We start from the raw sequence: 16,611 nt of genomic DNA on the forward strand, positions 1-16,611 counted from the left end.
CGCTTGGCGAGGAATTCCCTCGGGCTCGGCGATCATGTTGGCGCGTGTCGGCAACCGAAAGGTGAATCGAAATGGTTCAAATGCCGTTTTGTCAGTAAAGCTTTTGGTGTGGTTACCGCCGGGTTCAGGAATCTGGTAAAGGCCGTCTAAACAGGGGCCGATCGGGCGTTAACGAATGGCTTTAGACGAAAACAGCACCGGATTGATCGAGGGGCCGGACGGCCGCATGCGCTGTTTCTGGCACGGCAACCTCCCCGACTACCTGCACTACCATGACCATGAATGGGGCCGCCCCGTCTCGGAAGACCGCCGGCTGTTCGAGAAGATCTGCCTCGAGGGGTTTCAGTCCGGCCTGTCCTGGCTGACCATCCTGCGCAAGCGCGAGAACTTCCGCGCCGGCTTCGCCAATTTCGAATTCGACAAGGTCGGCGAGTTCGGCGACGCCGACATCGAACGCCTGCTGCAGGACGCCGGCATCGTGCGCCATCGCGGCAAGATCGTGTCGACCATCAACAATGCGCAGCGCGCCCGCGAAATGGCCGACGAGTTCGGCTCGCTGGCCACGTGGTTCTGGCGCTTCGAGCCTGGCCCGGAAGAGCGGCCGGCACGGATGGACCTGGCGCATCTGCGCGCCAATCCGACGACCGCCGTCTCGGTCCGCATCTCCAAGGAGCTGAAGAAGCGCAGCTGGTCATTCGTCGGCCCGACCACGGTCTACGCCTTCATGCAGGCCATGGGCCTCGTCAACGACCACCTTGAGGGCTGCATCTGCCGCGACGCGATCGAGAAGGAGCGCAATGACTTCGTCCGTCCGTGAGCAGGCGGTCGATACGTTCCTCGCCTCGGCCCCAGAGCCGGCGCGGACGGAAATGCTGCGCCTTCGGGCGCTGATTCACCGGGTGGCCAAAGAATTGCCCCGCGTCGGACAACTCGCGGAATCGCTGAAATGGGGCCAGCCGTCCTTCACCCCGCAAAAGGCAAATGTAGGAAGCTCTGTCAGGCTGGCGCCGTCGGCCGATGGTCGCGTGGGCCTCTATTTCATCTGCCACACAGGACTGGTGAACCGCTTTCGCGAGATTTACCCGCAAGGCCTCGTCTTTGAAGGCAACCGTGCGATTCTTCTGACGCCGGGCGGCGCTGTTGACCGCGATATCCTGGCGCACTGCATCGCCATGGCACTGACCTATCACCTCGACAGGCAGGGAACCCAAGCGCCGCCTCGGGGTTGATTAGCAACTACGCTTCAGGCAGTCCCGGGTGACTGTACCCAGGTTCGTTTCCCTGTGGGCTGACCTGTGGGGCAAATGACAGATGAAGATCACCCTGATTGTTGAAGAGATGATCCCCGTAGTCGGCTACGGCGGAACGGGCAGGCAGGTCCAGTGGCTGGCGCGTGAACTGGTCCGCCTCGGCCACCGGGTTACCATCCTGGCTCCCGCCGGGTCGAGCCATCCATTCTGCGAGGTGCGCGCGGTGCGGGAGGCGTCCGAGGTGGCAGGGCTGGTCCCTCCGGACAGCGATATCGTGCACCGGCACGGCTGGTACGACGAGGACATGCCGTTCAAGATCCTGAACACCGGCCACAGCGGCAGTCGAACCGTCAATTGCGAGCGTGGCAACTGGAACTTTGTGAGCCGCCGTCATGCCGAGAGCCACGGCCGCGAAACCTTCGTCTACAACGGCTTTCCCGTCGACGAATACCACCTGAGTCCGAAGACGGACCGGCTGCTTTTCCTTGCCGGTTTCGCACGGCCGGACAAGGGCTTGGCGCGCGCCATGGATCTTGCCGAACGCTTTGACTTCAAGCTCGATCTTGCCGGCGGGCGGCGCGTAGACATGCTGGCCCGCAGCACGAATCGTCGAAACCGTCTCTTCCTGAAGTCTTTTGCATCGCGATACCGAATCCACGGCTCGGTCGACGGACAGGGCAAGGTGGAACTCCTCGGCTCGGCAAGGGCATTCCTCAACCCGATTTCGATCGAAGAGGCATTCGGCATGGCGCCGGTGGAGGCGATGCTTTGCGGGACACCGGTGCTCTCGACACCATGGGGCGCCTTGCCCGAAACCGTATCGGCAGAATCCGGGCGCCTGTTCGAAACCGACGATCAATTCGCCGAGGCGCTCGAAGAGGTCGCGTCGCTCAAGCCCGAGAACATCCGGCAATACGCAGCCGACAAGTTCCCGATCTCCGCCACGGCAGCGGGCTATCTGGAGCTATACCAGCGTGTCATCGACGGCGAGACGCTTGCCTGACCGGACCGCTTGAAGCTCAGGCGCCGGCCGGTCCGAGCAGCAGGCCGAGCGCAATGACGGTGACGGTCGCGAAGGCGGGATAGACGATCAACAGCGCGGTTAGCATGGCGCCCGTCGTGCTGCCGGTTCGCGCGGCGCCGTTCGCGGGAATGCCGAAGGGACCTGCGGCCACCTCGGCGTTCGGCCGCCGCACGGTCTCGGCCGGACGCAGCCGTGATGGCGCCCCGTAACGGGTGTCCGCGCTTTCGCGGCGCATGCCAGTGGTCGTCATGATAAGCCCCGGGCCCATTTTCCTAGGCTGGCTTATCGGTCGCGATTGTGTCGGTTCAATGCTGCGAATGCGGCAGTTTTGTATCGTTTCCGGGCGTCAGACCCACGTCAGATCGATATTGTCGATGCCTTCGTTCTCGATCCGGGCACGGATCGCATCGAGGCGTGCAGCGAGATCGTTGGAAAATCGATCATGCGTCTCGACCAGGATGGTGCCGACGGACCGATGCAGACCTGAATCGAGCAGCGCCTCGAGACACTCCGCCTCTGCCCCTTCAATATCCATTTTCATGACGCCTACCGGCCTCGGCAGCTGTCGGACGAAATCGACCAGATCGACAACGTCGACATCGACTGCCAGATCGTCGGCATGGAAGTCGAATTCGATCAGGGACGACCACTCGGTCAGGTCCCCGGTCCTGCGGTGAAGCTTGGCCGCGCGGTTGGAAGCGCCCACTGCCTTCGGGATGATCTCGATGTTCGGATTGTTGCCGAAGCGACTGCGAAGCAGGGTCAACGCTGCCGGATCAGGCTCGAAGGCGATCACTTTCAGGTTGTGCTCCAGCGCCTTTGCCGAGACGTGTCCGACATTGGCGCCGAGATCCAGGAAAATGCTGTCGGCAGCAACGCCGTCGAGCATCTTGTGAAAGCTGTATTCTGCCTGTCGCCTTGTACTGGGCGGCTTCTTCCAGCGCCTGTAAAGATGCCAGCGAAGCATGAATTCCGCGCGTGATTCTTCCAACATCCGCTGCCCATAGCAGGTGCGCAGCAGCCGCAACACCCTTCCTGCCTTCTTTGGCGGCGGCGGCCGGTGCCAGCCCGCCCTTGCCGCTCAACGGCGCATCGGTTACGACGCGCGCGGACTATCTGGCACCAGAACCCATCCGAAGAGCGACTTGCATGGCCGACAAGACCCAAAAGACCAAAGCGCGGCTGCCGCGCGGCTTTGTCGACCGCTCGCCCGACGACATCCGCGCCGTCAACGAGATGGTCGAGAAGATCCGCGAGGTCTACGAGCGCTACGGCTTCGATCCGATCGAGACGCCGCTCGTCGAATACACCGACGCGCTCGGCAAATTCCTGCCCGACCAGGACCGGCCCAACGAGGGCGTCTTCTCGCTGCAGGACGACGACGAGCAATGGCTGTCGCTGCGCTACGACCTGACCGCGCCGCTCGCCCGCCATGTCGCGGAAAACTTCAACGAGATTCAGTTGCCCTACCGCACCTACCGCGCCGGCTGGGTGTTCCGCAACGAGAAGCCAGGCCCCGGCCGCTTCCGCCAGTTCATGCAGTTCGACGCCGACACGGTCGGCGCGCCCTCCGTCGCCGCCGACGCCGAAATGGCTATGATGATGGCCGACGTCATGGAAGCGCTTGGCATCCCGCGCGGCGACTACGTCATCCGCGTCAACAACCGCAAGGTTCTGGATGGCGTTCTGGAGGCAATCGGGCTCGGCGGCGAGGAGAACGCCGGGCGCCGCCTGACCGTGCTCCGCGCCATCGACAAGCTCGACAAGTTCGGCCCGGAAGGCGTGCGCCTGCTGCTCGGCGAAGGACGCTGGGACGGCGGCAGGGAAGGCGAGGGCGATTTTACCAAGGGTGCGGGGCTGGATGATGAGCAATCGTCACCGATCATCGACATTCTCGACTTCAATCGAGCCGCCGAAAGCTATCTTAGGACAATCATCACCGGTAGCGACGATCCAGCAGCCTTCGAGGACCCGCGCCTAGTCCAACAGACGCGGGCAAGCTCCCTATTCGCGATTATGGCAGGTGAACAGGATTCTTCGGAGGTTGCCGGTCTGCCTGAATTGGTTGAGATCTGGTCTCTCGTTAGTGCAGCAGGTTATGATGATGGCCGTATTATAATCGACCCCTCCGTCGTCCGCGGCCTCGAATATTACACCGGCCCGGTCTACGAGGCCGAACTGACGGCAAAAATCCCCAACGAAAAGGGCCAGCTTGTGCAGTTCGGCTCGGTTGGCGGTGGCGGGCGCTATGACGGGCTGGTGTCGCGCTTCCGCGGCCAGCCGGTGCCGGCGACAGGCTTTTCCATCGGCGTCTCGCGTCTGATGACGGCGCTGAAAAATCTTGGCAAACTCGGCCAGAGCGATGTGCTCGGCCCCGTTCTCGTCACCGTCATGGATGGCGATACGGAATCGATGGGAAAATACCAGTCGTTCACGCAGCAGCTGCGCAGCTCCGGCATTCGCGCCGAGATGTACCAGGGCAACTGGAAGAAATTCGGCAACCAGCTGAAATATGCTGACCGTCGCGGCAGTCCGTGCGTGATCATCCAGGGCGGCGACGAGCGCGCCAAGGGCGTCGTCCAGATCAAGGACCTCGTCGAGGGCGCGCGGCTTGCCGAAAACATTACCGACAACGCCGCCTGGCGCGAAAGCCGCCCCGCGCAGGTCGAGGTCGGGGAGGCCGACATCGTCAAGACGGTGCAGGGCATCATTGACGCGCAGAAGGCGGAGCGCGCCGGTGGGCGATAAAGGCCTCGTTTCGTCGCAACGTCGAGCCATGACGCTTGTTGCTGCCGAAAGGCGCGCAGCATGACCGCGCGCTATCCCGAGATTGCGCCCGCCATCCAGAAGCTCTTCGCCGAGCGCGGCGCCGGAACCGTCGACGTGCCGGTGATCCAGCCGGCCGATCCGTTTCTGGACATGGCCGGCGAGGATCTGCGCCGCCGCATTTTTCTCACCGAGAGCGAGACCGGCGAGGTGCTTTGCCTTCGCCCGGAATTCACCATCCCCGTCTGCCTCGGCCACATTTCCAGCCAGTCCGGCACGCCGCGCCGCTACGCCTATCTCGGCGAGGTGTTCCGCCAGCGCCGCGAGGGCGGCAATGAGTTTTTCCAGGCCGGCATCGAGGATCTTGGCGACGCCGACCGCGCCCGCGCCGACGCCCGCTCGCTGGCCGATGCCCATGCGTTGCTGGCGCTGACGCTGCCCGGCCAGCCGCTTGCCATCACGCTTGGCGACCAGACGATCTTCGAGGCGGTGCTCGCAGCTCTTGGCCTGCCGCGCGGCTGGCGCATGCGGCTTGCCCGCGCCTTCGGCTCGGCCGACATGCTGAAGGCAGCGCTCGCCGACCTCGCCAACCCGCCGAAGAACGGCGCGCTGCCGGAGGCCGAATCCGCGCTGGTCGCGGCCGGCGACCTCGAGGGCCTTGCCGCTCACATCGCCGCCGGCATGGCCGAGTCCGGCCTGTCGCCTTCTGCCGGCCGTACGCCGGAGGAAATCGCCCGCCGGTTGGTCGAAAAATCGGAGCTGCGCAGCGTTCGCCTGTCGGCCGAGGCTTTTGCGGCGCTGGAAACCTTTCTCGCCATAAACGTGCCTCTCGACCGCGCAGCGGATGCGCTGGAGCGTTTCGCGGCCTCCGCCGGCCTGTCGCTTGGCACGGCGCTGGCCGGCTTTTCCGCCCGCGTCGACGCGATCGCAGGGCAGGGGCTGGAGGCGGACAAGATCCGCTACGACGCCGCCTTCGGTCGTCCGCTCGATTACTACACGGGCCTCGTCTTCGAGATTTCCGCTGGCGATGGCGAGCGCCCGCTTGCCGGCGGCGGCCGCTACGACCGCCTGCTGACGCTGCTCGGCGCGCAAAAGCCCATTCCCGGCGTCGGTTTCTCGGTTTGGCTCGACCGTATCGAAGCCCTGCGGGGAGAGGCCCGATGACCGTCACCCTCGCGCTTCCGTCGAAGGGCCGCCTCAAGGACCAGGCGCTCGACGTGCTGGCACGCGCCGGTCTTGCCGTCAGCCTGCCCGGCGACGACCGAAAATACCGTGCTCGCATCGAGGGCCGCGACGATATCGAGGTGGCATTCCTGTCGGCCTCCGAGATCGCCGGAGAACTCGGACAGGGCAGCGTCGATCTCGGCATAACCGGCGAGGACCTGGTGCGCGAGAATCTTGCCGAATGGGACCGCAAGGTGGCGATCGACGCGCGGCTCGGCTTCGGCGAGGCCGATGTTGTCGTCGCGGTGCCCGACGCCTGGCTCGACGTCGAGACCATGGCCGATCTTGATGACGTCGCCGCCGATTTCCGCCAGCGCCACGGCCGGCGGCTCAGGATTGCGACAAAGTACTGGCGGCTGACCCAGCAGTTCTTCTCCCAGAAGCACGGCATCCAGGTCTACCGCATCGTCGAAAGCCTCGGCGCCACCGAGGGCGCGCCCGCCGCCGGCTCGGCCGATGTCATCGTTGACATCACCACCACCGGCTCGACCCTGCGGGCCAACCATCTGAAAATCCTGTCGGATGGCGTCATCCTGCGCTCGCAGGCCTGTCTCGTTCGCTCTCTGAAAGAGCGCGATGCGCAGCAAGAGGCGGTGCTCGCCGGCATTTCAGCCGCGGTTGTCGCCCTCGGCTGATGTCACGCGGCGGCGAGCAACGTGTGCTTCAGCCCGCGGATGATCCGCGCAAGTTCCATGCATTCCTCGTGCCGGGCGCTGTTGCGCCGCCACGCCAGGCAGACGCTGCGTGAGGGCATCGGGTCGGCAAAGGGCACGACCTTCAGCCCGCTGGCGCCGCCGCTCGCAGACATCGCCATTTCGGGGATCAGCGTGACGCCCAGCCCATGCGCCACCATCTGCAGCAGCGTCGTCAGGCTGGTCGCGCCATAGCTCGCCATGGCCACCGGCTTGACCTTGCCGCAGACAGCCAGTGCCTGTTCGCGCAGGCAATGGCCTTCCTCGAGCAGCATCAACCGCTCCAGCGCCGGGCTTTCCGGCGGCACGGGCGGCGAATCGAAACCCGGATCGTCGGCAGGCACCGCCAGGAAGAAGCGGTCGTCGAAGAGCCCCTCCGCCACCAGGCCGGGATAGTCGAGCGGCAGCGCGGCGACGAAGGCGTCGATGCGGCCGCTCGCGGTGTCCTCGACGAGCGATCCGGTGACGGCCTCGCGCAGTTCGAGGCGCATGCCCGGAAATTCGACTTTCAGGACGGGCAGTACCTGCGGCAGCAGATAGGGCGCGATCGTCGGGATGATGCCGAGGCGGAAGCGCCCCTCCATCACCAGCCTTCCGCGCCGGGTGGTCGCCTCGATCTCGCGGATGTCGGCCAGAACCCTCTCGATACGCGGCTGCAGGGCCCTCGCCTCGTCGGTCATCGTCACCGATCGGCCGCCGCGCTCGAACAGGCGGCAGCCGAGCCTCTCCTCCAATTCGGCGATCTGCGCAGAGAGCGCCGGCTGGCTGACGCCGGAGAGTTCTGCGGCCCTGCCGAAATGCAGCGTCTGTGACAGCGCATCGAAATACTGCATCTGGCGAACGGTCATCCTGATCATAGGCTTAGGCTATCGCAACGAACAGCAAAGGCAATTTGTCTTTATGACGCGGGCGTCCTAGTCTGGAATTCTTCCAGTGTGGCGAAGCCATCGGTGCGCACCGGTCGTCGATGTGGCGGCCCGGCTGGCGCCGGACGTCGGGGGCCGGCAGGCCGCCCGGAACGCCAACGGAATGCAGCGGCATCGATACCTGCAGGTCATCAAGGCCCGCTACGCCAGAAGAATTGAACGACATCATACGATCGGAGGACGACATGGACGCAAAGACAGACGAAGGCGCCGGCAAATGCCCATTCGGTGGCGGCTCGCGCAGGCCCAGGAACCGTGACTGGTGGCCGGAACTGCTCGACATCGAAATGCTTCACCGCAATTCCAGCCTCTCCGATCCCATGGGCGAGGACTTCGACTACGCCAAGGAATTCCAGAGCCTCGACCTGAACGCCGTGATTGCCGACCTGAAGGCGGTAATGACGGACTCCAAGGATTGGTGGCCGGCTGACTTCGGTCACTATGGTGGCCTGTTCGTCCGCATGGCCTGGCACTCGGCCGGTACCTATCGCATCACCGACGGTCGCGGCGGCGCCGGGGCAGGGCAGCAGCGCTTCGCGCCGCTCAGCTCGTGGCCGGACAACGTCAACCTCGACAAGGCGCGCCGCCTGATCTGGCCGATCAAGCAGAAATACGGCCGCAAGCTTTCCTGGGCCGACCTGATGATCCTCACCGGCAACGTCGCGCTCGAATCCATGGGCTTCAAGACCTTCGGTTTTGCCGGCGGCCGTGCCGATGTGTGGGAGCCGGAAGAACTCTACTGGGGCCCTGAGGGCACATGGCTTGGCGACGAGCGCTATAGCGGCGAACGTCAGCTGGAAGAGCCGCTCGCTGCCGTGCAGATGGGCCTCATCTACGTCAATCCGGAAGGCCCGAACGGCAACCCGGATCCGGTCGCCTCTGCCAAGGACATCCGCGAGACCTTCCGCCGCATGGCGATGGACGACGAGGAAACCGTTGCGCTGATCGCCGGCGGCCACACCTTCGGCAAGACGCACGGCGCCGGCGATCCGTCGCTGATCGGTGCGGATCCCGACAGCGCGGCGATCGAGGATCAGGGGCTCGGCTGGAAAAGCGGCCACGGCACCGGCTTCGGTGACGACACCATCGGTGGCGGACCCGAAGTCACCTGGTCGCAGACGCCGACCAGGTGGAGCAACAACTTCTTCGAGAACCTGTTCGGCTTCGAGTGGGAGCTGACGCAGAGCCCTGCAGGCGCCAAGCAGTGGGTGGCCAAGGACGCGCCGGAATCGATCCCCTATGCGCACAACCCTTCGAAGTTCCGGCGGCCCATGATGCTGACGACAGACCTCGCGTTGCGCTTCGACCCGGCCTACGAGAAGATCTCGCGCCGCTTCCACCAGAACCCGGACCAGTTCGCCGATGCGTTCGCCCGGGCATGGTTCAAGCTCACCCATCGCGACATGGGTCCGCTGGTGCGCTATCTCGGGCCGCTCGTCCCGAAGGAAGAGCTGATCTGGCAGGACCCGATTCCCGCTATCGACCATGAACTGGTCAGCGAGCAGGACATCGCCGACGTGAAGGCGAAGATTCTCGCGTCGGGTCTTTCGGTTTCCGAACTCGTTTCCACCGCCTGGGCGTCTGCGTCGACTTTCCGCCGTTCCGACAAGCGCGGCGGCGCCAACGGGGCGCGCATCCGCCTGGCACCCCAGAAGGACTGGGAGGTCAACCAGCCGGCTCAGCTGACGCGGGTTCTCGACAAGCTGGAAGCCATCCAGAAGGAGTACAACGCTGCCCAGACCGGCGAGAAGAAGGTTTCTCTCGCCGACCTGATCGTGCTTGCCGGCGTTGCGGCGGTCGAGAAGGCTGCCCGGGATGCCGGTGTCTCCATCAAGGTCCCGTTCACGCCGGGCCGCATGGATGCCTCGCAGGAACAGACCGACGTGGAGTCCTTCGCCGCGCTCGAGCCGCGTACGGACGGCTTCCGCAACTACCTCAGCGGAAAGCAGTTCATGCAGCCCGAGGAGGCGCTGGTCGACCGGGCGCAGCTGCTGACGCTGACGGCGCCCGAAATGACGGTGCTGGTCGGCGGCCTGCGTGTTCTCGGAGCCAACGCCGGCAACTCCAGCCATGGCGTCCTGACCGATACGCCGGGCATGCTGACCAACGACTTCTTCCTCAACCTGCTCACCATGGATACGCAGTGGCAGGAAGCCGGCGAGGAAGGTGTTTACGAAGGCCGCGATCGCAAGACCGGCGCCCGGAAGTGGACCGCGACGCGCGTCGACCTGATCTTCGGATCGCACTCGCAGCTTCGTGCCTTTGCCGAGGTCTATGCCTGCGCCGACTCGAAGGAGAAGTTCGTCAAGGACTTCGTGGCGGCCTGGACCAAGGTGATGAACGCCGACCGCTTCGACCTGCAGCGTTGATCCCGTCCCGCGGGATCGCGGGATGCTGAACAGAAGAGGCGCGGAGCAATCCGCGCCTTTTCCATGTCCGGCGTTTGCCGAGTGGACTGGAGAGCCTCATGCCGCTTGTGTCGGACCGCGTCACCAGCTAGCTAGGCGCGATACGGGCAACCGACATCGGGAAACCAGAACATGCGCCTAGGCGGACGGCTCGCGGCAGCCATCGACGTGCTGGAAGACATTGCGCGGCGCCACCGGCCCGTCGCAGAGGCCCTGAAGGATTGGGGCGTCTCCCACCGCTTCGCCGGATCAGGTGACCGCTCGGCTATCGGCAACATCGTCTACGACGCCCTGCGCCGCAAGCGCTCCGCAGGCTGGCTGCTCGGTGCCGATACGCCGCGCGCCATCGGCTTCGGGGCGCTGCTCCTCGAATGGAACCAGACGCCGCAGTCCCTCAACGAGGCATTGCAGGACGACAAGTTCGCGCCGCCGCCGCTGAGCGACGAGGAGCTTGCCGGGCTGGAATCCCGCCGACTTGCCGATGCGCCGGACGAAATCCGCGCCGACAGCCCGGACTGGTGCGCGCCGCTTCTCGAGGCCTCCTTCGGCGAAGCCTGGGTAGATGAGGCCGCCGCTTTGTCCACACGGCCGCCGCTCGACCTGCGCATCAACACGCTGAAGGCCAATCGCGAGCGCATCCTGACCGAACTTGCGGGCGTCGGCGCCGCAGCGACCCGGCTTGCGCCACATGGCATCCGCATTCCGCCGATTGACGGCTCCGGCCGCCACCCCAATGTCCAGGTCGAGCCCGCCTTCCAGAAGGGCTGGTTCGAGGTGCAGGACGAGGGCTCGCAGGTCGCCGCCGAACTGGCCGGCGCCGCCGCCGGCATGCAGGTCCTCGATTATTGCGCCGGCGCCGGCGGCAAGACCCTGGCGCTGTCAGCCGGGATGGAAAACCGCGGCCAGCTTTTCGCCTATGATTCCGAGAAGGCCAGGCTGGCGCCGATCTTCGACCGCATCCGTCGTGCAGAAACCCGCAACGTGCAGGTTCTGTCGAAGCCGCAGGAACTGGCGCCGCTAGCCGGCCAGATGGATCTCGTGCTGATCGACGCGCCCTGCACCGGGTCCGGTACCTGGCGTCGGCGGCCCGACGCCAAGTGGCGGCTGACGCAGAAGCAGCTCGATGTGCGCATCGGCGAGCAGGTGGCGATCCTCGACGCCGCGAGCGCCTATGTGAAGCCGGGCGGCCGGCTCGCCTATGTCACATGCTCTGTTTTTGCCGCGGAAAATGGCGAACAGATCGATGCGTTCCTGAAGCGGTCGCCGGACTTCGCGCCGCTCGACCATGCTATGCTGTGGAAAGAGCACTTCCCGGAGCACATGGATGCGGCGCGCATCGACGGCGGGCGTGGCATCTCGCTCACGCCGGCCCGCAGCGGCACGGACGGCTTCTTCTTCAGCGTTCTTTCAAGGGTATCGTGATAGCATTAGTCATTTGTTGACCTTGGCGACAGCCGGGCCAAACGGAATTGGCAGAGCAGCCCATGGACGAGTTCTTCACCAACCTGATGAATCCGGACAATGCGTTCGGACACGTCAATTACATCCTGATCATCCTGTCGGTCTCGATGAGCAGCATGCGCTGGCTCCGCGTCTTCGCCATCGCCAGCGGCATTACCGGCGTCATCTATTACGGCTTCATCGTCTCCGACGAGATAAGCGCCATGTGGGAGACGATCTTCACGTCGGTGAACGTCATCCAGCTCGCCATCATCCTCTTGGCCAGCCGGCGCCGCTCTACCAGCGAGGACGAGCAGTTCTTCATCGATACGGTGATGCCGAACCTTGAGGGCAACCTGCGCGCCCGCATGTTGAAGCTGGCGCGCTGGCAGACCAAGGAACCCGGCGAGGTCCTGGTCGAGGAAGGCGAGGCCAAGCCGCAACTGGTGTTCATCGCGCGCGGTGCGGCGAGCGTCGAGCGGGGTGGCAACATCGTCGGCGTCTGCGGTCCGGGTGATTTCCTCGGCGAAATGAGCTTCCTGACCGGCAAGCCGGCATCGGCGACCGTTCGGGTCGCCAACGAGACGCGTTGCTGCGTCTTCGATCCCGGCGTCCTGAGAATACTGACCGACAAGAACCCGGGCATCCGCCAGAGCCTCGAGGTCAGCTTCAACCGCAACCTCGTCGGCAAGCTCGAGCGGATGAACGAGGCCAATCGCGCCGCCAGCAAGCCGGCCGTGGCCGAAGCAGCCGCCAAGACACCGGCCGAAGGCTCGACCGAAACGGATCCCGCGCCACCGGTGACTTGATCTTGCGGCCGGCTGCGCCAGATGGAGACCATCTCGCCCAGCCCCGCAGGAGCACCATGATCCGTCGTCCCCTCGTTCTGCTCGCCTTTCTCGCCCTCGTCGTCGGGGGAGGCCTGCTGATTGGCTTTCTCACGCTGCCGGGTCCCTGGTACGAGGCGCTGCAGAAGCCTTCCTTCAATCCGCCCAACTGGCTGTTCGGGCCTGCCTGGACGACGCTCTACGTGCTGATCGCGATCGCCGGTTGGCGGGTCTGGCTGCGCGACCGCGCCGGCAGCCTCATGAAGCTCTGGTGGCTGCAACTCGCGCTCAATTTCCTCTGGTCGCCCGTCTTCTTCGGCATGGAGCTGATCGCACCGGCGCTGCTCGTCATTCTTGCCATGCTCGCGGTGATCCTCCTCTTCATCGGCCGCGCCTGGAGCCAGGACAGGGTGGCTGCACTGCTCTTCGTACCCTACGCCGGGTGGGTCGCTTTCGCCACGCTTCTCAACGCCGCGATCTGGCAGCTGAACTAGCCGGACTATCCATCGTGCTGCAGTGCAGCAAAAGTCGATTGCCGCAGACCTCGGCTTTGTCATAAGCTGTTCTGGAAAGGACATGCCGATGGCAATCGCGAAGCGCGTTACGAACCCAGACTACGAGGAGCGCGTCCGCGCCTCCTTCGCGCGGCAGAACGCCATGGCGACGATCGGCGCGGAACTGACGCTGGTGACGCCGGGCATCGTCGAGATCGAAATGCCGTTCTCTGATGCGCTGACACAGCAGCACGGCTTCCTCCACGCCGGGGTGATTTCGACCGCGCTGGATTCGGCCTGCGGTTATGCCGCCTTCTCGCTGATGCCCGAAAATGCCTCGGTGCTGACCATCGAGTTCAAGGTCAACCTGCTGGCGCCGGGCAGGGGCGTGCGCTTCCTGTTCCGCGGTTCGGTGACCAAGCCCGGCCGCACCATCATCGTCGCTGACGGGCAGGCCTATGCCATCGGCGAGGACGACGAGGCGAAGCTGATCGCCACCATGACCGGCACGATGATGACCATCGTCGGCCGCGGCGACGTTGAGGGCTAGGGTGCCGCAACCGACCGCTCTTGGCGGCAAGCAGGTCCTTTTCGTCATGGCGGCGGATGCCGAATATGGCCCGCACCTGCAGGCGCTTTTCAAGCCGCTGATGACCGGGGTCGGACCGGTCGAGGCGGGCATCGCACTCGCTTCTGCGCTGGCACGGCTTTCGACGGAAGGCACGCCGCCCGACCTCGTCGTTTCGCTCGGCTCGGCCGGCAGCCGGAGGCTCGAACGGACCGAAGTCTATCAGGCCGTCTCGGTCAGCTATCGCGACATGGATGCCTCGGCCTTCGGCTTCGAGAAGGGTGTCACGCCCTTCCTCGACCTGCCGGCGACGGTCGCCATGCCGCTTCGCATTCCGGGCGTCAGGGAGGCTTCGCTGTCTACCGGCGCAAGCGTGATCGGCGGCAGGGCCTATGACGCCATCGCCGAGGACATGGTCGACATGGAGACCTTCGCCTGCCTGCGCGCCTGCCAGAAGTTCGGCGTGCCGCTGATCGGCCTGCGCGGCATCTCGGACGGCCACGCCGATGTCGAGCATGTCGACGACTGGCTCGAATACCTGCACGTCGTCGACGAGAAACTGGCAGACGCCGTGGGCCGTCTCGAAGTCGCGATCGGGGAGGGACTGCTCGACCGCTGAACGGCCATCCGCCGGCCTTCAAGCGCTGCGTGAAGGAGGCCCGACTTGAATCAGTTTGGCAGCCGCCTGAATCGAATTGGCCGCCCCTGCGCGTAAGCCATTGCGCCGACTCACTCTTTTCTTTATGTGCCCGCCATGAAAAGCGCCCATCCCGACACCGTCCTGATCATCGATTTCGGCAGCCAGGTCACGCAGCTTATCGCGCGGCGCATACGCGAAGCCGGCGTCTTCTCCGAGATTGTCCCGTTCCAGTCCGCCGAAGCGGCCTTCAAACGCATCAAGCCGAAGGCGGTCATCCTGTCCGGCGGACCGGCCTCGACGACCGACATCGGCAGCCCGCGCGCGCCCGACATCGTCTTCACCTCCGGCGTTCCAGTGCTCGGCATCTGCTACGGCCAGATGACCATGTGCGTGCAGATGGGCGGCGTCGCCGAGAGTTCCGACCACCGCGAATTCGGCCGCGCCTTCGTGCAGATCGAAAAGGACTGCCCGCTGTTCGAGGATCTCTGGGCCCCCGGTCAGCGCCATCAGGTCTGGATGAGCCACGGCGACCGCGTCATCTCGCTGCCGGACGGTTTCAGGATTTTCGGCAAGTCCGAGGGAGCCCCCTTCGCCATCTTCGGTGACCCGGACCGCAAGATGTACGGCATCATGTTCCACCCCGAAGTGATCCACACGCCGGACGGCGCGAGGCTCTTGCAGAACTTCGTCCACAAGATCGCCGGCATCGAGGGCGACTGGTCGATGCGCGCTTATCGCGAGCATGCGGTCGAGGCGATCCGCAAGCAGGTCGGCACGGGTAAGGTGATCTGTGGCCTGTCGGGCGGCGTCGATTCGTCGGTGGCGGCCGTGCTGATCCACGAGGCGATTGGCGACCAGCTGACCTGCATCTTCGTCGACCACGGCCTGATGCGGAAGAACGAGGCCGAGGAGGTCGTGGCGATGTTCCGCGGCCACTACAACATCCCTCTCGTGCATGTCGACGCAGCCGACATGTTCATCGACGCGCTGGAGGGCGAGAGCGATCCGGAGACCAAGCGCAAGACGATCGGGCGGCTCTTCATCGAGGTATTCGAACGCGAGGCCAAGAAGATCGGCGGCGCCGACTTCCTCGCCCAGGGCACGCTCTACCCGGACGTCATCGAGAGCGTATCCTTCTCCGGCGGCCCCTCCGTCACCATCAAGTCGCACCACAATGTCGGCGGCCTGCCCGAGCGCATGAACATGCAGCTCGTCGAGCCGCTGCGCGAACTGTTCAAGGACGAGGTGAGGGCCCTCGGACGCGAACTCGGCCTGCCCGATCACTTCATCGGCCGCCACCCGTTCCCCGGACCCGGCCTCGCCATTCGCTGCCCCGGCGGCATCACCCGCGACAAGCTCGAGATTTTGCGCGAGGCCGATGCCATCTATCTCGACGAGATCCGCAAGGCCGGCCTCTACGACGCCATCTGGCAGGCCTTCGCCGTGCTGCTGCCGGTGCAGACCGTCGGCGTTATGGGCGACGGGCGCACCTACGAATTCGTCTGCGCGCTGCGCGCCGTGACCTCCGTGGACGGCATGACCGCCGACTTCTTCCACTACGACATGAACTTCCTCGGCGCGGCCGCCACCCGCATCATCAACGAGGTGCGCGGCATCAACCGCGTCGTCTACGACGTCACCTCGAAGCCGCCCGGCACCATCGAGTGGGAGTGACGGCGGCGCGGTCTACCGATCCGCAGCCGGCCTCCGCACGACCCTGATCTTGCCGCTGCCGCCGCCGCCGCAATAGAGCTGGCCTGCGCCGTCGGACTCCATGCCGGAGACGCCGGTGTCCGGCGGCATTTCAACCAGCTCGAGAACCTCGCCCGTCTCTGCGTCGACGCGCCTGATATCGCTGCCGTCGCTGTCCCAGGTGGCGTGCCACAATTCGCCGTTGACCCAACTGACGCCGGTGACGAAGCGGTTGGAATCGATGGAGCGCAGGATCGCCCCGGTCTCCGGGTCTACTTGGTAGATCTTGCTGCCGCGATGCTGGCCGACCCACAGCGTGCCCTCCGCCCAGGCAAGGCCGGAGTCGCCGCCCCCGCCCGGGGCGGGGATGGCGGACAGGATTCTGCCCGTTTGCGGATCGATCTTCTGGATGCGGTTTTCGGCGATCTGGAAGATGTGCCGGCCGTCGAAGGCCGTGCCTGCATCGGCTGCCGCGTCGATGGTGCGCACGATCTCTCCGCTATCGGGATCGAGCACGTTGAGACGGTCGCCGGAGGCGAACCAGACGTAACGGCCGTCGAAGGTGACGCCAGCGACGTTGTCGGCTCCCGGAAACGGTCCGTATTCCCGAACGATCTCCGCGGGTGAAGGCTTCATGTGATCGTCGTCCTCATGGGTGGA

The 16,611-nt window shown here is 65.1% G+C and carries 17 protein-coding genes; 13 read left to right on the forward strand and 4 right to left on the reverse strand.

Features of this window, described 5'->3' with window-relative positions; translation table 11 throughout:
* Positions 1–175 precede the first annotated feature (175 nt).
* The 3 genes from ACT2BZ_RS13075 (at position 176) to ACT2BZ_RS13085 (ending at position 2,253) form a co-directional block, all read left to right on the forward strand.
* Entirely contained in the window at positions 176–817 is a 642-nt protein-coding gene (locus tag ACT2BZ_RS13075; protein ID WP_457935581.1) for a DNA-3-methyladenine glycosylase I, read from the forward strand.
* A complete protein-coding gene (locus ACT2BZ_RS13080; protein ID WP_457935582.1) occupies positions 798–1,229 on the forward strand; it encodes a DUF1801 domain-containing protein in 432 nt (143 codons plus the stop codon). Before ACT2BZ_RS13075 ends, ACT2BZ_RS13080 begins: the two co-directional genes overlap by 20 nt.
* Before the next feature lie 82 nt (positions 1,230–1,311).
* On the forward strand, positions 1,312–2,253 hold the full coding sequence (locus ACT2BZ_RS13085; RefSeq protein ID WP_457935583.1) for a glycosyltransferase: 942 nt from the start codon (positions 1,312–1,314) through the stop codon (positions 2,251–2,253).
* Between the two features lie 16 nt (positions 2,254–2,269).
* Here ACT2BZ_RS13085 and ACT2BZ_RS13090 read toward each other — a convergent pair whose 3' ends face one another.
* Both ACT2BZ_RS13090 and ACT2BZ_RS13095 read right to left on the reverse strand, forming a co-directional pair.
* Positions 2,270–2,524, reverse strand: a complete 255-nt coding sequence (locus tag ACT2BZ_RS13090) for a hypothetical protein (RefSeq protein ID WP_457935584.1) — start codon at positions 2,522–2,524, stop codon at positions 2,270–2,272.
* A gap of 96 nt (positions 2,525–2,620) precedes the next feature.
* Positions 2,621–3,241 carry an FkbM family methyltransferase gene (locus tag ACT2BZ_RS13095; RefSeq protein WP_457935585.1) on the reverse strand — a complete coding sequence of 207 codons (621 nt, stop codon included), beginning with the start codon at positions 3,239–3,241 and terminating at the stop codon, positions 2,621–2,623.
* A gap of 182 nt (positions 3,242–3,423) precedes the next feature.
* On the opposite strand from ACT2BZ_RS13095, the gene hisS reads away from it, so the two are divergent.
* Genes hisS through hisG form a run of 3 tightly spaced genes read left to right on the forward strand, consistent with a single transcriptional unit; the run spans position 3,424 to position 6,899 of the window.
* Positions 3,424–5,022, forward strand: coding sequence for a histidine--tRNA ligase (gene hisS, locus ACT2BZ_RS13100; RefSeq protein WP_457935586.1), 1,599 nt, complete (start codon positions 3,424–3,426; stop codon positions 5,020–5,022).
* Between the two features lie 60 nt (positions 5,023–5,082).
* Complete coding sequence (locus tag ACT2BZ_RS13105; protein WP_457935587.1) at positions 5,083–6,204, forward strand: ATP phosphoribosyltransferase regulatory subunit; 1,122 nt, start codon at positions 5,083–5,085, stop codon at positions 6,202–6,204.
* A complete protein-coding gene (hisG, locus tag ACT2BZ_RS13110) occupies positions 6,201–6,899 on the forward strand; it encodes an ATP phosphoribosyltransferase (RefSeq protein WP_457935588.1) in 699 nt (232 codons plus the stop codon). Before ACT2BZ_RS13105 ends, hisG begins: the two co-directional genes overlap by 4 nt.
* Before the next feature lie 2 nt (positions 6,900–6,901).
* Here hisG and ACT2BZ_RS13115 read toward each other — a convergent pair whose 3' ends face one another.
* Positions 6,902–7,813, reverse strand: a complete 912-nt coding sequence (locus ACT2BZ_RS13115) for a hydrogen peroxide-inducible genes activator (RefSeq protein WP_457935589.1) — start codon at positions 7,811–7,813, stop codon at positions 6,902–6,904.
* A 254-nt stretch (positions 7,814–8,067) separates the two neighbouring features.
* On the opposite strand from ACT2BZ_RS13115, the gene katG reads away from it, so the two are divergent.
* The 7 genes from katG to guaA all read left to right on the forward strand — a co-directional run bounded on the left by katG (position 8,068) and on the right by guaA (position 15,933).
* On the forward strand, positions 8,068–10,251 hold the full coding sequence (gene katG / locus ACT2BZ_RS13120) for a catalase/peroxidase HPI (protein WP_457935590.1): 2,184 nt from the start codon (positions 8,068–8,070) through the stop codon (positions 10,249–10,251).
* A gap of 171 nt (positions 10,252–10,422) precedes the next feature.
* The gene (locus ACT2BZ_RS13125) at positions 10,423–11,712 is read left to right on the forward strand and encodes an RsmB/NOP family class I SAM-dependent RNA methyltransferase (RefSeq protein ID WP_457935591.1); all 1,290 of its coding nucleotides are present in this window, start codon (positions 10,423–10,425) and stop codon (positions 11,710–11,712) included.
* 62 nt (positions 11,713–11,774) lie between these two features.
* Complete coding sequence (locus tag ACT2BZ_RS13130; protein ID WP_457935592.1) at positions 11,775–12,539, forward strand: Crp/Fnr family transcriptional regulator; 765 nt, start codon at positions 11,775–11,777, stop codon at positions 12,537–12,539.
* Positions 12,540–12,595: 56 nt separating this feature from the next.
* Entirely contained in the window at positions 12,596–13,051 is a 456-nt protein-coding gene (locus ACT2BZ_RS13135) for a TspO/MBR family protein (RefSeq protein WP_457935593.1), read from the forward strand.
* A gap of 82 nt (positions 13,052–13,133) precedes the next feature.
* Positions 13,134–13,601, forward strand: coding sequence for a PaaI family thioesterase (locus ACT2BZ_RS13140; RefSeq protein ID WP_457935594.1), 468 nt, complete (start codon positions 13,134–13,136; stop codon positions 13,599–13,601).
* Between the two features lie 46 nt (positions 13,602–13,647).
* Entirely contained in the window at positions 13,648–14,238 is a 591-nt protein-coding gene (locus ACT2BZ_RS13145; RefSeq protein WP_457941303.1) for a 5'-methylthioadenosine/S-adenosylhomocysteine nucleosidase, read from the forward strand.
* A gap of 135 nt (positions 14,239–14,373) precedes the next feature.
* The gene (gene guaA, locus ACT2BZ_RS13150; protein ID WP_457935595.1) at positions 14,374–15,933 is read left to right on the forward strand and encodes a glutamine-hydrolyzing GMP synthase; all 1,560 of its coding nucleotides are present in this window, start codon (positions 14,374–14,376) and stop codon (positions 15,931–15,933) included.
* A gap of 12 nt (positions 15,934–15,945) precedes the next feature.
* Here the strand turns inward: guaA and ACT2BZ_RS13155 are convergent, their stop codons facing one another.
* Positions 15,946–16,587: a Vgb family protein gene (locus tag ACT2BZ_RS13155; RefSeq protein WP_457935596.1), complete on the reverse strand. Its 642-nt coding sequence runs from the start codon at positions 16,585–16,587 to the stop codon at positions 15,946–15,948.
* Between the last annotated feature and the right edge of the window lie 24 nt (positions 16,588–16,611).

The organism is Mesorhizobium sp. 10J20-29 (assembly GCF_054130485.1).

Excerpts from the sequence above, each read along its gene's own strand:
- ACT2BZ_RS13075 (WP_457935581.1), top strand. The coding sequence starts at position 176 with ATGGCTTTAGACGAAAACAGCACCGGATTGATCGAGGGGCCGGACGGC.
- ACT2BZ_RS13080 (WP_457935582.1), top strand. The coding sequence starts at position 798 with ATGACTTCGTCCGTCCGTGAGCAGGCGGTCGATACGTTCCTCGCCTCG.
- ACT2BZ_RS13085 (WP_457935583.1), top strand. The coding sequence starts at position 1,312 with ATGAAGATCACCCTGATTGTTGAAGAGATGATCCCCGTAGTCGGCTAC.
- ACT2BZ_RS13090 (WP_457935584.1), bottom strand. The coding sequence starts at position 2,524 with ATGACGACCACTGGCATGCGCCGCGAAAGCGCGGACACCCGTTACGGG.
- ACT2BZ_RS13095 (WP_457935585.1), bottom strand. The coding sequence starts at position 3,241 with ATGCTTCGCTGGCATCTTTACAGGCGCTGGAAGAAGCCGCCCAGTACA.
- hisS (WP_457935586.1), top strand. The coding sequence starts at position 3,424 with ATGGCCGACAAGACCCAAAAGACCAAAGCGCGGCTGCCGCGCGGCTTT.
- ACT2BZ_RS13105 (WP_457935587.1), top strand. The coding sequence starts at position 5,083 with ATGACCGCGCGCTATCCCGAGATTGCGCCCGCCATCCAGAAGCTCTTC.
- hisG (WP_457935588.1), top strand. The coding sequence starts at position 6,201 with ATGACCGTCACCCTCGCGCTTCCGTCGAAGGGCCGCCTCAAGGACCAG.
- ACT2BZ_RS13115 (WP_457935589.1), bottom strand. The coding sequence starts at position 7,813 with ATGATCAGGATGACCGTTCGCCAGATGCAGTATTTCGATGCGCTGTCA.
- katG (WP_457935590.1), top strand. The coding sequence starts at position 8,068 with ATGGACGCAAAGACAGACGAAGGCGCCGGCAAATGCCCATTCGGTGGC.
- ACT2BZ_RS13125 (WP_457935591.1), top strand. The coding sequence starts at position 10,423 with ATGCGCCTAGGCGGACGGCTCGCGGCAGCCATCGACGTGCTGGAAGAC.
- ACT2BZ_RS13130 (WP_457935592.1), top strand. The coding sequence starts at position 11,775 with ATGGACGAGTTCTTCACCAACCTGATGAATCCGGACAATGCGTTCGGA.
- ACT2BZ_RS13135 (WP_457935593.1), top strand. The coding sequence starts at position 12,596 with ATGATCCGTCGTCCCCTCGTTCTGCTCGCCTTTCTCGCCCTCGTCGTC.
- ACT2BZ_RS13140 (WP_457935594.1), top strand. The coding sequence starts at position 13,134 with ATGCCGATGGCAATCGCGAAGCGCGTTACGAACCCAGACTACGAGGAG.
- ACT2BZ_RS13145 (WP_457941303.1), top strand. The coding sequence starts at position 13,648 with ATGGCGGCGGATGCCGAATATGGCCCGCACCTGCAGGCGCTTTTCAAG.
- guaA (WP_457935595.1), top strand. The coding sequence starts at position 14,374 with ATGAAAAGCGCCCATCCCGACACCGTCCTGATCATCGATTTCGGCAGC.
- ACT2BZ_RS13155 (WP_457935596.1), bottom strand. The coding sequence starts at position 16,587 with ATGAAGCCTTCACCCGCGGAGATCGTTCGGGAATACGGACCGTTTCCG.